General features: G+C 51.1%; 14 protein-coding genes. 2 read left to right on the plus strand and 12 right to left on the minus strand.

The window, feature by feature from the left end; all coding sequences use genetic code 11:
- Positions 1–4 precede the first annotated feature (4 nt).
- The 8 genes from thiL to yyaC all read right to left on the minus strand — a co-directional run bounded on the left by thiL (position 5) and on the right by yyaC (position 8,630).
- Positions 5–1,036 (minus strand): thiamine-phosphate kinase, encoded by a 1,032-nt coding sequence (gene thiL, locus TY10_RS26735; RefSeq protein ID WP_042170784.1) that lies wholly within the window; start codon positions 1,034–1,036, stop codon positions 5–7.
- Between the two features lie 23 nt (positions 1,037–1,059).
- Positions 1,060–1,932: a YitT family protein gene (locus tag TY10_RS26740; RefSeq protein WP_042170786.1), complete on the minus strand. Its 873-nt coding sequence runs from the start codon at positions 1,930–1,932 to the stop codon at positions 1,060–1,062.
- Between the two features lie 137 nt (positions 1,933–2,069).
- Complete coding sequence (locus TY10_RS26745) at positions 2,070–3,152, minus strand: HD-GYP domain-containing protein (RefSeq protein ID WP_042170788.1); 1,083 nt, start codon at positions 3,150–3,152, stop codon at positions 2,070–2,072.
- 290 nt (positions 3,153–3,442) lie between these two features.
- Complete coding sequence (locus tag TY10_RS26750; protein ID WP_052350792.1) at positions 3,443–5,134, minus strand: histidine kinase N-terminal 7TM domain-containing diguanylate cyclase; 1,692 nt, start codon at positions 5,132–5,134, stop codon at positions 3,443–3,445.
- 87 nt (positions 5,135–5,221) lie between these two features.
- Positions 5,222–6,415, minus strand: coding sequence for a class I SAM-dependent methyltransferase (locus TY10_RS26755; protein WP_042170790.1), 1,194 nt, complete (start codon positions 6,413–6,415; stop codon positions 5,222–5,224).
- Between the two features lie 118 nt (positions 6,416–6,533).
- The gene (locus TY10_RS26760) at positions 6,534–7,187 is read right to left on the minus strand and encodes a DUF6483 family protein (RefSeq protein ID WP_042170793.1); all 654 of its coding nucleotides are present in this window, start codon (positions 7,185–7,187) and stop codon (positions 6,534–6,536) included.
- 29 nt (positions 7,188–7,216) lie between these two features.
- Positions 7,217–8,038, minus strand: coding sequence for an alpha/beta fold hydrolase (locus TY10_RS26765; RefSeq protein ID WP_042170795.1), 822 nt, complete (start codon positions 8,036–8,038; stop codon positions 7,217–7,219).
- A gap of 22 nt (positions 8,039–8,060) precedes the next feature.
- A complete protein-coding gene (yyaC, locus tag TY10_RS26770; protein WP_238328060.1) occupies positions 8,061–8,630 on the minus strand; it encodes a spore protease YyaC in 570 nt (189 codons plus the stop codon).
- A 177-nt stretch (positions 8,631–8,807) separates the two neighbouring features.
- On the opposite strand from yyaC, the gene TY10_RS26775 reads away from it, so the two are divergent.
- The gene (locus TY10_RS26775) at positions 8,808–9,035 is read left to right on the plus strand and encodes a DUF1128 domain-containing protein (protein WP_042170872.1); all 228 of its coding nucleotides are present in this window, start codon (positions 8,808–8,810) and stop codon (positions 9,033–9,035) included.
- 135 nt (positions 9,036–9,170) lie between these two features.
- On the opposite strand, the gene TY10_RS26780 is transcribed toward TY10_RS26775, so the two are convergent.
- From TY10_RS26780 to TY10_RS26795, 4 genes are all read right to left on the minus strand, one after another.
- Complete coding sequence (locus TY10_RS26780; RefSeq protein ID WP_042170798.1) at positions 9,171–9,641, minus strand: hypothetical protein; 471 nt, start codon at positions 9,639–9,641, stop codon at positions 9,171–9,173.
- Between the two features lie 179 nt (positions 9,642–9,820).
- A complete protein-coding gene (locus TY10_RS26785; RefSeq protein WP_042170799.1) occupies positions 9,821–11,413 on the minus strand; it encodes a UDP-glucose--hexose-1-phosphate uridylyltransferase in 1,593 nt (530 codons plus the stop codon).
- Positions 11,414–11,463: 50 nt separating this feature from the next.
- Positions 11,464–12,453 (minus strand): UDP-glucose 4-epimerase GalE, encoded by a 990-nt coding sequence (gene galE, locus TY10_RS26790; RefSeq protein WP_042170801.1) that lies wholly within the window; start codon positions 12,451–12,453, stop codon positions 11,464–11,466.
- 48 nt (positions 12,454–12,501) lie between these two features.
- A complete protein-coding gene (locus TY10_RS26795) occupies positions 12,502–13,674 on the minus strand; it encodes a galactokinase (protein WP_042170804.1) in 1,173 nt (390 codons plus the stop codon).
- Positions 13,675–13,866: 192 nt separating this feature from the next.
- Here TY10_RS26795 and TY10_RS26800 point away from each other — a divergent pair, with 192 nt between their 5' ends.
- Positions 13,867–14,739 (plus strand): AraC family transcriptional regulator, encoded by an 873-nt coding sequence (locus tag TY10_RS26800; protein WP_042170806.1) that lies wholly within the window; start codon positions 13,867–13,869, stop codon positions 14,737–14,739.
- Positions 14,740–14,749: the final 10 nt, after the last annotated feature.

The raw sequence follows: 14,749 nt of genomic DNA on the forward strand, positions 1-14,749 counted from the left end.
CTCATCAACCAAAATGATTAAAGCCCCGTTTCGCAAGCTGTACCGCCCGCTCCGTCTCCTCTTCAATGAGACTTACGCCAGGCTCACCTGCTTCTGTCACTCCAATAATATAGAACGGCAACCCCTCTGCATGAAAAGCGGCTTGAGCCGCCTCAGCATCAGATAGTGCTATCGTCCCTAGCAGCGCATAGTCTTCACCGCCGTACAGCATCCACTCCAGCGGGTCAACGGCAGCACGGCTGGCATAGCTTGCCATGCTGCCGCTGCGCGGAAGCTTGCGCTCATGCAAAAGGATCGCCAGGCCTGAAGCTTCGGCGATTTCCCACGCTTCGCTGGCGAGCCCGTCGCTCACATCGTTGAGCGAATGGCAAGTGCCGCGCTCAAGCAGTATCCGGCCTGCGCGTACGCCGGGCTCCGGGCGGCGGTGCGCTTGCACAAGCGCCGCCGGCAGCTCCACTCGCAAGCCGCTTTGCTGCGCGAACAGACCATGCAGGCCGGCTGCCGACATGCCAATCGGCGGCCCGGCCAGAAAGACAGCGTCCCCGGGCTTCGCACCGGAGCGCCGAAGCGCCCGCCCGGCTTCGACGGCACCCGTCACCGTCACCGCAACGACTAAGTGCTGCGGCGACGATGTCGTATCGCCGCCAATGACCGCTACGCCATATCGCTCCGCGCAACTATACAGCCCATCGTACAGCCGGCGCATTCGCTCCGGCCCAAACGACTTTGGCACACTTACGGATATGAGCGCGTGAAGCGGGATGCCGCCCATAGCGGCGATATCGCTAATATTGACGGCCAACGCCTTATAGCCGATATCCTCTTCCTCCATCGTCGCATCTGCAAAATGAACGCCTTCTACCATCGTGTCCATCGCCATGACCCATTCATACGGTCCCTTGATGTCCGAAATGGAAAAATTACTGTCTACGAGCGCCGCATCGTCTCCGATTCCGAGCACAACGCCGCGGCTTCGCTGCCATTCCGCGCTTTGCCTATCCGCCGTCCAATGGCGGATGCTTGCAAATTCATCCACTGCTCTTGTCTCCTTCGCGGCCGCTAATGGATGTCCCGTTTCTTGAAGCGGCCGCCTTTCACATCATGAATATTCCCGACAGCTAGAAATGCAACGGGATCAAGCTCATGCACGATCGACTTCATCTTCGCCTCTTCCAGCCTCGTAATGACGCAGAAGATGACCCGCTTCTGGCCTCCCGTGAAGCCGCCTTCCCCATGCAAGTAAGTAACGCCGCGTCCCAGCCGGCTCATGATAGCCGCGCCGATCTCCTGCGAGTCCTCGCTAATAATCCATACCGCCTTCGATTCCTCAAAGCCTTCAATCGTAATATCGATCATCTTAAATGCAATGTAATAGGCCACCAGCGAATACATCGCCCGGTCCCAGCCGAATACGAATCCGGCACTGCACAGTATAAACAGGTTGAAAAACATAACGATTTCCCCTACCGAAAAAGGGAGCCGCTTATTAAATAAAATCGCAATAATTTCAGTGCCATCCAGCGAGCCGCCAAAGCGGATAACCATCCCCACGCCGATGCCGAGAATAACTCCGCCAAATATAGTCGCCAGCACGTATTCCTCCGTCAAGGGAGGAACTGAATGGAGCAGAAACGTCCCCAGGGACATCACGCTGACGCCATACAACGTCGACATTGCAAACGTCTTTCCTATTTGCTTATAGCCGAGTACCAGGAAGGGCAAATTGAGTAAAAAGAGAAAGATGCCAAGGGGCAAACCGGTCAAATGCGAAATGATAATCGAGATGCCCACGATGCCGCCGTCAATGATATGATTCGGCACGAGAAAGATTTCAAGTCCTACCGATACGAGCGCCGCCCCTAACGTAATAAAAAGCATGCGGCGGAGCACTTCAAGCTTCGGCAGCTTTAAATGCTGATGATGCTCACTCATGAAACCTTCTCCCTCTCCCAGAATCGGCCTTTTCTTTCTATTTTACCTTAAGAGTCGCGATATGGAAACGGCCTATAAAGCAAATCCCCCTATCAACGGGCTTAGTTGATAGGGGGATTCTTGCGTTGAAGCTTTATTTATAGCTCTTTAACGATCATCAGATGGAGCTCGTCCTTCAGCTCCAAATCATAAGGCTGCGCCGGATCGCTGCCATCTGCTTCACGAATAATGCGTACTCTTGGCCTATGAAGCGCTAGCTCGCTGTTCACGGCCACAACCGCGGTCTGTCCGGAACTGAGCAGCAGCGTCGTCGACACTGGATAAATGGAAATATGACGACAAAAAAGCTTGATCAAATCAAAATCGAAATACGTATTTCCCGCCGCAAACAAAAATTCAATGGCCTCAGCGGAAGTATAACGTTTACGATGCGGCCTAGGAGAAGTCAAGGCATCATAGACGTCAGCGATTGCGACGATTTGCGCATACATATGTATTTCATCCTTTTGCAGACCGCGCGGATAGCCCGATCCGTTGTAGCGCTCATGATGCTGCAGCGCACAGTGGGCCGAGACGATCGAAATATCATGATATTTACGTAAAATATCAAAACCGTCTTTCGTGTGGTTCTCCACGATTGACCGCTCTTCCTTCGTCAAGGGGCCAGGTTTTTTGAGCAGCTCCTGAGGCACCTTCGACATCCCGATATCATACATGAGCGCACCGATGCCAAGCTCCTCCAACTGGTTACGGTTATAGCCCTTGGCGATGCCGAGCACCCCGGCCAACACCGCAACGTTAACGGTATGCTGGAACAAGTAGGCGTCAGTCGTATGTATGCTTGTCAGATTGACGAGGACGTTGGGTCTCGTCGACAAATCAGTCATAATGGCACCAAACACGTTGCGAAAGGTTCTCCCGAGATCCGGGACGATAGCCCTTCCCTTCATGGGCGAGAAGTCCTTAAATGAATTCATTGTTTTATAAATCGCATCAGCGGCCTGCCTGCGCGTTTCGTCGCTGATTGTTTCTTCCGGAATTAAATCTTCTGTCTTCCCATCTTCGATAAACAAAAAATCGATTCCCAGTGATTGCAGCCGATTTATAAAACGTTCGCTCAGTTCGACTCCTTCGCCAAGAAGAACGCTCCCATTGTCTTGAAAGATGGGCTTGGCGAGCTTGTCTCCAGGATTGACCAATCCAATTTGCACTTTTCTCATTAGATAGTTCCCGCCTTCGATCGTTTTCTAGCGCTTACCGGAATGAATTCTATTTTAGCAGATTAGAATGTGACTGACTATCTCCCCTTTTTTACGGCAATCCAAGAGACAAATCCGCGTAAAAAAAAGCAAGCGTCGTTTCACCCTCTCCGCCTGTCGTAAAGTAACTTTCCCTTAAAAATAAACAAAAAAAAGAAACCCTGCGCTTTTTCAATAAAAGCGGGGTTTCTCAACAATCCGATGAAGCGCTCAATCTTCAAAGCCTATTCCGCTGCCGGAGAGGCAGCTCCTTAAGCCAGCTTCCGCTTAACGATGCGATTGCGTCCATTATACTTCGCTTCATACAGCGCAGCGTCGGCTTGCGATAATAATTCACGCAGAAAAGCTTTCGGATCTTCCAGCACCTTCGTATCGAACTGCTCGATTGAGACTACGCCCATACTAATCGTAACCGATACCGTCTGATCGCCATTACCGGTTCTCACCACGTTATGCTCAACCGCTTCCTTAATCCGGTCCGCAACCAGATCGGCATGCTCCCGGTTCGTATGGGGCAAATAAACGGTAAATTCCTCGCCTCCGTAACGTGCAAGCACGTCTGTAAGCCGCAGCATGCTGCGCACCGCATCGACTGTACCGCACAGCACCTCGTCTCCGGCTAAATGCCCAAACCGGTCGTTAATTGATTTAAACAAATCAATATCGAACAAGAAAATCGAGAAAGGAATGCCTTTGCGCACATTGATCGCTACCTCCTGCTCCAGCTGCTGCAGCAGGTACCGGCGGTTATAGCAGCCGGTCAGACTATCGGTAATCGCCATATTTTGCAGCTTCTTATTCGCTTGGGAAAGCTCTTCTTGCATAAGCATCAGCTCGCGGTTGCGATCATGAAGCAGCTCATTTTGCGTGTTGGTTTCATCCAGCAAGATGCGAAGCTGTGTTACGTCATGGAAGGTTAGCAGCCGGCCGATAGGCAGCTTTTTCTTGTTTTGATTCAAAATCGGTGCGGAATGAATGACGAAGTAGCTCGATTGCTCCAAATGAAGCGCTAGCTCAACTTCCAGCCGTTCCAGCGGTTTCTCACGCTGCTCTTCAAAAAACCTCAAAAAATCCCTTGCCGCTGACTTCGGAAGCTGTGAGGCTATGGCTTCCGGGTTGAAGCTGTCTCCGATTTTAAGACGAATAACCGGCCGCATCGCTTTATTGATATCAATTACGATATCGTTATCATCCAATACGATAATGCCGGTAGACATCGTATTCATAATATCGCGCTGCACGACTTGAATAATATTGAAGACGCGATGCTTTGTAATTGCATGCGCCAGATAGCCTGTCGAAATCGCCATACCGCAAGAAATGATAGGAAAATAGCTATCGAAAGAATCAATAAAAACAATATTCACAAGCAAATCGCCAATGCCGAACAGAATAAGCAGAAAGATCGTATTCATTGCCGTCCGGACAAGCGTCTTGTGACGGGAGGTCACTTCTTTGCGAAGCGTGTACAACATAATAAACAGTGAAATAAACAGATAGATCAAAACCTGAACAATCATGATCCAGTAAAGAGGCCCGTTCTCGAGCTGCCCATTAGGATCCAGGCTATAATTAATAGTAAGAAACAACTTACCGGGATTCGCAAGCGCTGCCAGAGCGGATACAACGCCGGGAATAGAAAGCAGAATAATCCGATTCGTCCTGATTATCTTCGCCTGACCTGTCAGGACGACGATAAAGACAAACCAGCCAACGCCAAGCAATGAGAGGGCGACATATGCGCCTATAAGGTAAAACAACTTGTAGTTCGGATCAATCGCGGTTTGCGAAATAAACTGAAATAACGGCCACACCATAAATACGAAGTGAAGGACTAGATAGATTTTATGGAGAACCGTGATAGAGTTAGCCGCAAACACGTAGAAGAATAATCCTAATAACACAAGGAAAATGACAAAATCCAACCAGATTACTAATTCCAATACGGTCACCCATCCGTTATATAGCCATCTATTTCCATTGTATCAAATGATTTATATAACGACAATTAATACTTCAATTCTTATCGATTATTGTTGATTTTCTTTGCTTGGCAGCCGGTCGCCCAGCATCGCTTCAAGAGATGGGGAAAGATGCAGAAAATTGCGGAATTGCTCATACTGCTCCCATTTTTTTGCTGAGACTGCATGCTTATCGCCGCGTACTGCACGAATAAGCAGGTTTTTTGGTGTATGCTCAGGATCAACAAACTCCAGCATCTGCACTTTGTAGCCAATCGCCTCAAGCAGCGTTCCGCGCGCCGCATCCGTCGCGAGTGCGGCAAATCTTTCCTTCAGCAGCCCCTGCGATAAAAGCGGAGAAAGCGTATCGCTCTCAATCTGCCGGAATGCCTCATGCTGGCAGCAAGGCACAGACATGATAACCGAGGCGCCCCAGCCAACTGCTTTCGCCAAGGCCGCATCCGTTGCCGTATCGCAGGCATGCAGTGTAACGACCATATCTGCTTCCTTCAGACCTTCATATTCAGCGATATCCCCAACCATGAATGTCAAGCTGCCATATCCCAGCTTATCTGCAAGTTCAGAACAGAAGGAGATGACATCCGCCTTCAAATCCAAGCCGATAATTCGAATATCACGCTTCTTCTCGATTGCGAGCAAATGATACAGCGCGAAAGTAAGATAAGATTTGCCGCAGCCAAAATCGACAATTGTGAGCGGTCTGTCCTTCGGCAAATGCGGAAGCACGTCCGTCACCATCTCCAGAAAACGGTTGATCTGCTTGTACTTGTCCTGCTTCTTGGCATGCACCATGCCTTCTTTCGTCATAATGCCGAGCTCGACCAAGAAAGGCGCAGCCGCTCCTTCTGCCAATATCCGCTGCTTCTGGCGGTTATGCTGCAGGTCGGACGGCTGGCGCACGCTTCCCGTCGGCGGCTTGCTGAGCACGGTCGCTTTTCCTTTTTTGCTGAACAGCAATTGCAGATCGGCTTCGGGCGTTTTGACCAGCGCTTGCCGGTAGTCCTCGTTCAAGAGTGCCAGCAGCTTCGTTCCGGCCTGTTGCGGCAGGACATTCTCATGCGTCACTTTATTGGCATAATGATATTCAAACTGGTAATGCAGCCCTTGCTTTAGTTGGATTGGTCTAACGATCGTCTTTGGCGGCGCTGCTCCATCCTTGCGCCGCAATTGGCTTAGCGTGCCTTGCAGCAGCTCGCCGCTGTCTATGCTCTGCAGCAAATTCTGCTGCCATTGTTCTGTCATGAACGTTCTGCCCCCTGCTCGATAGATTGCTTTAGTATGCTATTCACAGCTTAGCCGAAACAAGGGAGCTCGCTGCCTGATCCGCAGTTTGCTCCCTTCCTTCCGCTTCGCCTTTGCATCAATGCTGCGTCTTGCCTGCCAGTTCTTCTACACCCTGCTCCAGCTCTTCCCTTGATAAGCCGCCGGCTATGAGCTTCTCATCATCATATAATAGCAGCCGCCGATAAAAATCAACGACCTCTTCCTTCGTCACAGCGCCATCCTCAAGCAGCTCATGAAGCACATTATCCGCCTGATCGAACTGGGATTCCCCCTCATGCCATTCCGCGCGCAGCAGCTTTGTCTCCTCCGGGAGCTCGTAGAGCTTCAGCTTATCCAGAAGCTGCTCCGCTTCCTTAGCCGGATCGACAAGCGTGGGCGCAGCCCCCAGCAGCGACAATCGCATAAATAGATGAAGCGACTTCAAATAGTGAACAAAGCTTGCTTCTTCCTTGCCCTGCGCCTCCAGCAGCTCCGCTTCCTGCTTGATTAATACAGCGATAGCCTGGAGATTGTCCGTCTCCACAATACCATTGGTGGTCATAACTCCAATTAAATCCTTGTCCGATAGGGAACGGATTAACTTCCCGCTCATACCGAATCTCTTATCCAGCAGCTCGTCGATAATAAGCAGCGCCTCGTCATGCTTCATTTCCCGCTTCAACTGCATAATCTGTCCAATCGCTTCCGTCATTTGCCCGATCATCCGCATGAAATAGTCCCGTTGAAACATTGATTTCTCCCTCCCAAGCCTGACGATTCTTATTTATTCAAAAAATCGGTTACCGCTTGGATAAAAGCATCGGGCTGCTCCAGCATTCCCATATGCCCGGCACCCTTCAAAATCACCTGCGTCACGTTTTCTCCGTCGATAACCAATGTTTTTTCCACCGGTATAATGGGATCAAGTTCACCCGCCAGCAGCAGAAGCGGCAGCTTCGTTGCAGCAAGAACAGCGTTTCTGTCAGGCCGTTCCTTCATACCTAATGCCGCACCAACTGCACCGGCTTCACTTGTTCCATAACCGATCTCCTTGGCCCGCCCCACTTGCTCGGCCATTGAATCACGGCTATCCGGAGCGAACAGCTTCGGTACCAGTCCGTCAACGAAAGGGATGATGCCGTCTTTGCGAATTGCGGCTGCCGCATTGTCTCGATTGACCTTTGCAGCTTCGCTGTCCGGCATCGGTGTCGAATGAATGAGACCAAATGCCTGAAGCTTATCCGGATGAAGCTCAGCAAATGCCAGCGTAACATAGCCTCCCAGAGAATGGCCAAGTAAAGTGACATGAGGGATATTCAGACGCTGAAGCATACCAGCCAAATCAGCGGCATACAATTCCATCGTATATGGACCATCTCCGGATGGGGGAGAATCCCCTTGCCCCCGCAGATCCGGTGCAATAATTCTTGCATGCTGCTCAAGGCTGGAGACAACTCGTTCCCAGTAAGCCGAGCTTCCACAAAAGCCATGGAGGAGAACCAGAACCGGCTTGTCCGGGCCTTGATCTCCAGAATCGTAATAAGCGAGTCCGATGCCGTTGTCCAGCCGGACTCCATGCTGTGCAATTGATTCCTTGCTCATTCTACGTCACTCCTTTAGTCAACTAGGTTCCGTATTTTGCAGAGCTGCCGCTATCCTTCCAGGCCTTATTAATTGCATCCGCCAAGGCTGAAGCCATCTGCAGTACACGATGCAGCGGTGTCGTCTGCAGTGTCATATATGGCTTATGGCTCATGCCGTTGACGATGCCCGCTATACTGTAATGGCCCGCTTCGGGCAGATTTGCGCCAGTTGCTTGCCCTGGCTTTAACGGGCCTTCAACGGTCAGATAACCGCCGACAGATTGCGCCTTCCCCAAGCAGGCATCAACGGCAATAACGACAGCTTGCTCTGCAATGGCTGCGCGTACCGCCTGCTCCACTCTGTAAGCGTCACAGGGCTGCTCTAGCGTCCCTACTACATTAGGCCAGCCTTGCGCCCGAAGCATCGTCCCAAGCAAGGGGCCGAAGCTGTCTCCCGTAGAGCGATCCGTTCCGATGCATAGGAACAGAATCTCATCCCGGCCGGGATGCTTGTCCGCAATGCTGGATAAAAACGTGTTCAATCCGAAATCGGTGAAGTACTCTACCGGCTTCTCTATGCTGCCAATGCAGGCTTTCAAATGTTCCATCATCCTGCACACCCGCTTTTCTATGTTTGCATTTTCGCTATGGCTTCATTGTATCCAATTTGGCAGCGCGGTTCAATTTCTAGGCATCCGGCACGGGAAATATGGTACAATGACGGAAGCAAATCGCTGTCCAGCGGCCGTTTTGGCCGTCCGGATCAATTAGAGGGAGGACTGCATTCAATGGCAAACTTAGAACTGCAATCACAGGAAAATGTAGAATTTATGATCGAGACGATTAAGACAAAGCTTCGGATGGCTACAGGCGCAGCCATGCAAGCATCCCATTTCGGTGTCGATCAATATGAAGATATTAAAGACCTTTATGAGGTTGTCGCATCTAAAGACAAGTTCAGCATCAGCGAAGTGGAAGCTCTCGTCTCCGAGCTCGGTAAACTTAGAAACAAATAAAATATAGTATCAACACACAAATTATTCCAATAACAGACATTAAATTTCAGTTTTCGACAAACTAACATGTACTTTTTTTAAAACAAAAGGAGCCGTCCCCAGGAACGGCTCCTTTTGTTTGTCGCTAATGCCAGTCTATTCCTCGTCTTCGCTTGATTCAGCAGCATTCACGGCTGTTGCTGACTCAATTGAAAGTGCAATTGTCACTTGCTTTTGCTCGCCTTTCAGGAAGAAAGCAAGACGCTCCAGCTTCTCGGCTAATTCCGAGCCGCTAAGAGTCGTGTTTAACTGGTAATTGAAGCGGTCGGCAGGCTGATCTTCCTGCTGTACATAAGCGGATCTGCCTCTCCAGCCGCGATCCTGCTGGGAGCCGGATTGCGCCAGCAATTGCTCCGATACCGGATAGAATTTGTCCGACTTATTGACTACCCGCTCATAGATTCGCAGCTTCTTAAGCAGCATGTAATATTGCGCGGAATGCTTGAAGCTCCACGCTTCGCGAATATCCTTCAGCGTATAATCCATCTTCCAGCGCTTCAGCTTTTCTACTTGCTCGTCCGAATCCAGCTTCAAAAAATCGTCCAACGGTATAATTTGTTCCGGCACGTAAACCCCTCCGATTGTTGTTTATAAATACACGTTATTAATCATAATAAACGTCTTTGTTTTTCTTATAAAAAATACCATAATTTTTGATTCATTTCAAATTAATTTATTTACAGAATTAAAAAAAAACCGCCGCAACGTCCCGGGTGGACGGCGGCGGTTTCTAGAACCGCAATTTGCTATTGGTTTTCCTGAAGTCCGATTGTGTTCAGGAAACGCCGGAATGCGGCAGCCCCCTCATCGGTACGCTTGTAAACACCAGCATCCTTAAGTACGTCCAGGAACTTGGCGCCTGTCTCACGTTCAACGGCCGCTCTCGCTTCCTCTGCTGTACAAGCTGTGCCATACTGCCCTGTCAGTGCCTCGATCCAGCTTGCATGGTTATGGAGCGGGTGCCCCGCATCATGCAATTCCGCGGCAATTGCTGCTGAACCCGTCAAGTAAGCGGCAATTTGCTCCAGCTCGTCTTTCAGACGACCCGGCAGCACCGCAAGACCCATCACTTCAATCAGGCCAATGTTCTCTTTCTTGACATGGTGCAAGTGCTTGTGCGGATGGAAGATGCCGTCCGGATGCTCTTCGCTCGTCCGGTTGTTCCGGAGCACCAGATCCATCTCATAGTCGCCATTGTCACGCAGACGGGCAATTGGCGTTATCGTGTTATGCGGCGTACGGCTGCCGTCAGCATTCTCCGTGAAGGCATGCACTTCTGCAGCAGCGTCGCTGTAGCCGCGCCATTCATCAAGTAAACGGCAAGCGGCACGGTGAACGTCGCCCTTCGAAGAGCCGCTCACGCGAACGACAGACATCGGCCAGCTAACGATGCCGAAGGAAACGCCCGGCAATGCCGGATCAGCGAACGTCGCTTCAATCGGCGCCTTTTCCATCGGGAATGTGTGACGGCCCGCCTGGAAATGGTCATGGCTAAGAATCGAGCCGCCGACAATCGGCAAGTCGGCGTTGGAGCCGATGAAATAATGCGGCAGCTGCTCCACAAAATCAAGCAAGCGGGCGAATGATGTATGCGAGATCACCATCGGCTCATGCGCGCCTTTGAATACGATGCTGTGCTCGTTATAGTACACATAAGGAGAGTACTGGAAAAACCATGGCTCGCCTTGCAGCGTCAGCGGCAGCACGCGCAGATTCTGGCGGGCCGGATGATCGGCGCGTCCTGCATAGCCGACATTTTCGGCGCATAGCAGACACTTTGGATAATGAGCCTGAGGCATCGAGCGAAGCAGTGCGATCTCCTTCGGGTCCTTCTCCGGCTTGGAAAGATTGATTGTAATCTCCAAAGCGCCATAATCCGTCTCATGCAGCCAATATTTATTGCGGCGAATCCGGTCCATCCGAATATAGTTGGAATCAATATTCAGCTTGTAGAAAGCATCGGTAGCCGCCGCTATTCCTTTTTGCTCCGCCGTTCTGGCGAATGCGCTTACTGTCTCGGACGGGCGGGGCATTAACAGTCCCATAATGCGCGCATCCAGCAAATCGCGGTAAGTCGTAATGTTATCTGTAATCAAGCCAATAGAGTGTCCGTAATCGAGCAGCGATTCCAGCAGCTCTACTGCGCTGTCTAATTGTTCTTCCGGCACTTCTCCCTCATACGGCTCCGTGAAGCCGAACAAATCGAGCAAGGCGTTTCGCGATGCGTTAACGTCAAGCGCTTCAATCATCCCTTCGCGAAACGCGAAGCGGACGAGCCGTTCGATGTTCAGCAGAGCGTTCTGAGCTGCACCGGCCTGTGCGTGTTGCGAGTCCGTCATGATGTGCGTTCTCCTCTCGGTATTCTGTACGCGGCTATTAACTTTACCTATTAGCCCTTTGCGTAGCCTTCCGGATTAGCCAGATGCCAATTCCATGCGCTGCGGATAATGTCATCCAGGCTAGCAAACTTCGGCTCCCAGCCCAGCTCCTTGCGGGCGCGGTCCGAGGAAGCAACCAGAACAGCCGGGTCGCCAGCGCGGCGCGGTTCGATAACAGCTTTAATCTCGCGGCCCGTAACGTTGCGGGCGATTTCAATGACTTCTTTTACGGAGAAGCCTTGCCCGTTGCCCAGATTGTAAATCGCGCTGTCAGCTCCGCCTCTCAGGCGGTGCACAGCCAGTACGTGCGCTTCAGCCAAGTCGCTAACGTGAATATAGTCGCGAATGCACGAGCCGTCTGGCGTCTCGTAGTCTTCGCCAAATACGGAAATATGCGGACGCTTGCCAAGCGCAGCTTGCAGAACGATTGGCACCAGATGAGTCTCAGGGCTATGGTCTTCACCGATTTTGCCGCCAGGATGCGCACCTGCTGCATTGAAATAACGCAGCGATACGTATTTCAAGCCATGCGCGACATCGAACCATTTCATCATTTTTTCCATAGCCAGCTTCGTTTCGCCATAAGCGTTCGTTGGCAGCGTCCGGTCAAATTCGTCGATTGGCACGTTTTCCGGCTCACCGTAAGTTGCAGCCGTAGAAGAGAACACGATGCGAAGCACGTTGTGCTCGATCATTTTTTCCAGCAGGCACAGCGTTCCATACACATTGTTGTGATAGTATTTGCCTGGCAGCGTCATGCTCTCGCCTACAAGCGAGTTCGCCGCAAAGTGAATAACGGAATCGATTTTGTTCTCTTTAAATACCGTCTCCAAAAAATCAGCATCTCTCAAATCCCCGACATACAGCTTGCCACCAGTAACCGCATCGCGGTGACCCTGCTGCAAATTGTCGACAATGACGATTTCCTCTCCGCGTTCCGCCAATGCGGCAACTGCGTGGGAACCGATATAACCCGCTCCGCCTGTAACCAATACTGCCATATCCGTCACTCTCCCTTTTTATTGATGAGTTGAGTCCGTGTTAAAGGATTAAACCAGTTGTTCGACACCGTTGCCGATTGTGCATACGTAGAAGTCAGCCGTTAAGCCAGTCGCTTCTGTATATTTACGTCCTACTTCTTCCTTGAACCGCTCGATGCTGTCTTCATGAACAAGCGATACTGTACAGCCGCCGAAGCCCGCTCCGGTCATCCGGGAGCCAAGCACGCCTTCTACGCCGCGAGCTGCTTCTACCATTGCATCCAGCTCTGCGCCTGTTACTTCATACAGATCGCGAAGCGAATCATGGGAGCCGTTCATCAGTTGGCCGAACTGTGCCAAGTCATCAGCTTTCAGCGCTTTGATCGATTGCAGGACGCGGTCGATTTCTTCCACGACATGCTGTGCGCGGTTGCGAACGACGTCTTCTTTGATCAGGTGCTTGCTAGCATTGAATTGCTCCAGTGTAAGCTGACCCAACAGCGTGAGATCCGGGTAAGCCGCTTTCAGCTCTTCTACCGCTTGGTCGCATTGGCTGCGGCGCTCATTGTAAGCGGAGTCCACCAAGCCGCGGCGTTTGTTCGTATTGCCAATAACCAGCTTGTAGCTGCCGGATTGGAACGGAATCAGATCATATTCCAGCGTATCGCACATCAGCAGAATCGCATGATCCTTCTTGCCGTTGGCAACTGCGAATTGGTCCATGATGCCGCATTTTACGCCGTTGAATTCATTTTCGGATTTTTGCGAAAGCAGGGCAATTTTTACCGTGTCAGTCGGCAGTTCTTCCAGCGTAAGCAGTGCGTATGCCGTTACGACTTCGATCGAAGCGGAGGAGGACAATCCGGCGCCATTCGGAATTTCACCGTGATAGAGAAGGTCATAGCCGTTTTTGAAGCTTACTCCGGTTTCTTGAAGCTCATGTACGATCCCCTTCGGATAGTTCATCCAGTCATCAGCTTCGTCGAATACGATCGAATCCAGCGAAAATTGCTTGGAGGATGGGAAGTTTGTCGTTGCAAGGCCTAATTGATGGTCCGCGCGTTTGCGGATAAGGAGTGTCGTTCCGAACGTCAGAGCCGCAGGGAATACGTAGCCTCCATTGTAGTCGGTGTGCTCGCCGATCAGATTGACGCGGCCTGGTGCGTGAAATACGCTAATCGGTGTTTCATTCTCACCGTATTGCTGTATAAATTGCTGTGTCAGCGCTTGGATGTTTGCCATTATGCGATCACATTCCTTTGTTATGAGGTAGTAGATTCCACTTCAGTATAGCGCAACGACGTGCGTAAACAAATGGCGGAAAATGAGTTTCACATGGATTTATGTGACTTTTATGTTAAGCCTGTTGCATGTTATCATGAAAAGACAACACTCGTTTTCATCCATTCAATGAACAGAAGGGCTGATCATTATATGCGGCGACAAGATTTCTACACCGTAGCTTCCAATCCTGTCATGGTTCCAGAGGCTGGGACGAATGTGCTGTTTGGCGGAGAAAGCCAGACAAAGCCTGCTCATCGGCTAGGCCCCAAGGTATATGACTTTTACTTAATGCATGTTGTGCTAAGCGGCAAGGGCATATTCGAATGCGGGGGCAAACGGCATGAGCTCCAGGCTGGCCATACGTTTCTTATCGAGCCCGAGCAGTTAGTCAGCTACGAATCCGATCAAGCCGACCCTTGGCGGTACCGCTGGGTCGCCTTTACCGGACCGGAAGCTCCGGGACTTGTCGCCGCCGCAGGCTTGTCCGCCACACAGCCCATCGCGGATAACGCTGCGAACCGCCGTATTCCCGTTCTCTATAACCTCATCTTTAACAGCTTTCGGCTGGGCGGCTCTTCTGCGCCTCTGAAGGCGGCAGGCTATCTTCATTTGCTGGCGGCTGAATACCGGGAAGCTGCACAGCAGGCTGCAGGCAATTCCGGACCGGAGGCTGCCGAGGGCAGCGAACGGCTGCTTCAGCAGGTCATTCATTACCTATCCACCCAATATGCCCATCCGGTTTCCATCGAACAAATGTCTGAATCGCTTGGCTATAACCGGGCCTACCTGTCCCGTTTGTTCAAACGGCATACCGGTGTTTCCCCCGTCACATTCTTATTGAAGCTTCGCATCGATAAAGCCAGGCAAATGCTCCGGGAACGCGACGAACTGACAATTGAGCAAATCGCCGCCTCCGTCGGATTGCAGGACTCGCTTTACTTCTCCAAGCAGTTCCGCCGTTTTTACGGCCAGTCGCCGACCTCTTACCGGGAAGCTATGCGAAGCTTGAATAAACCGCAATAGCTGCCTTCGG

It is taken from the genome of Paenibacillus gorillae (genome assembly GCF_000513275.1).
GTDB classification, from domain to species: Bacteria; Bacillota; Bacilli; order Paenibacillales; family Paenibacillaceae; genus Pristimantibacillus; species Pristimantibacillus gorillae.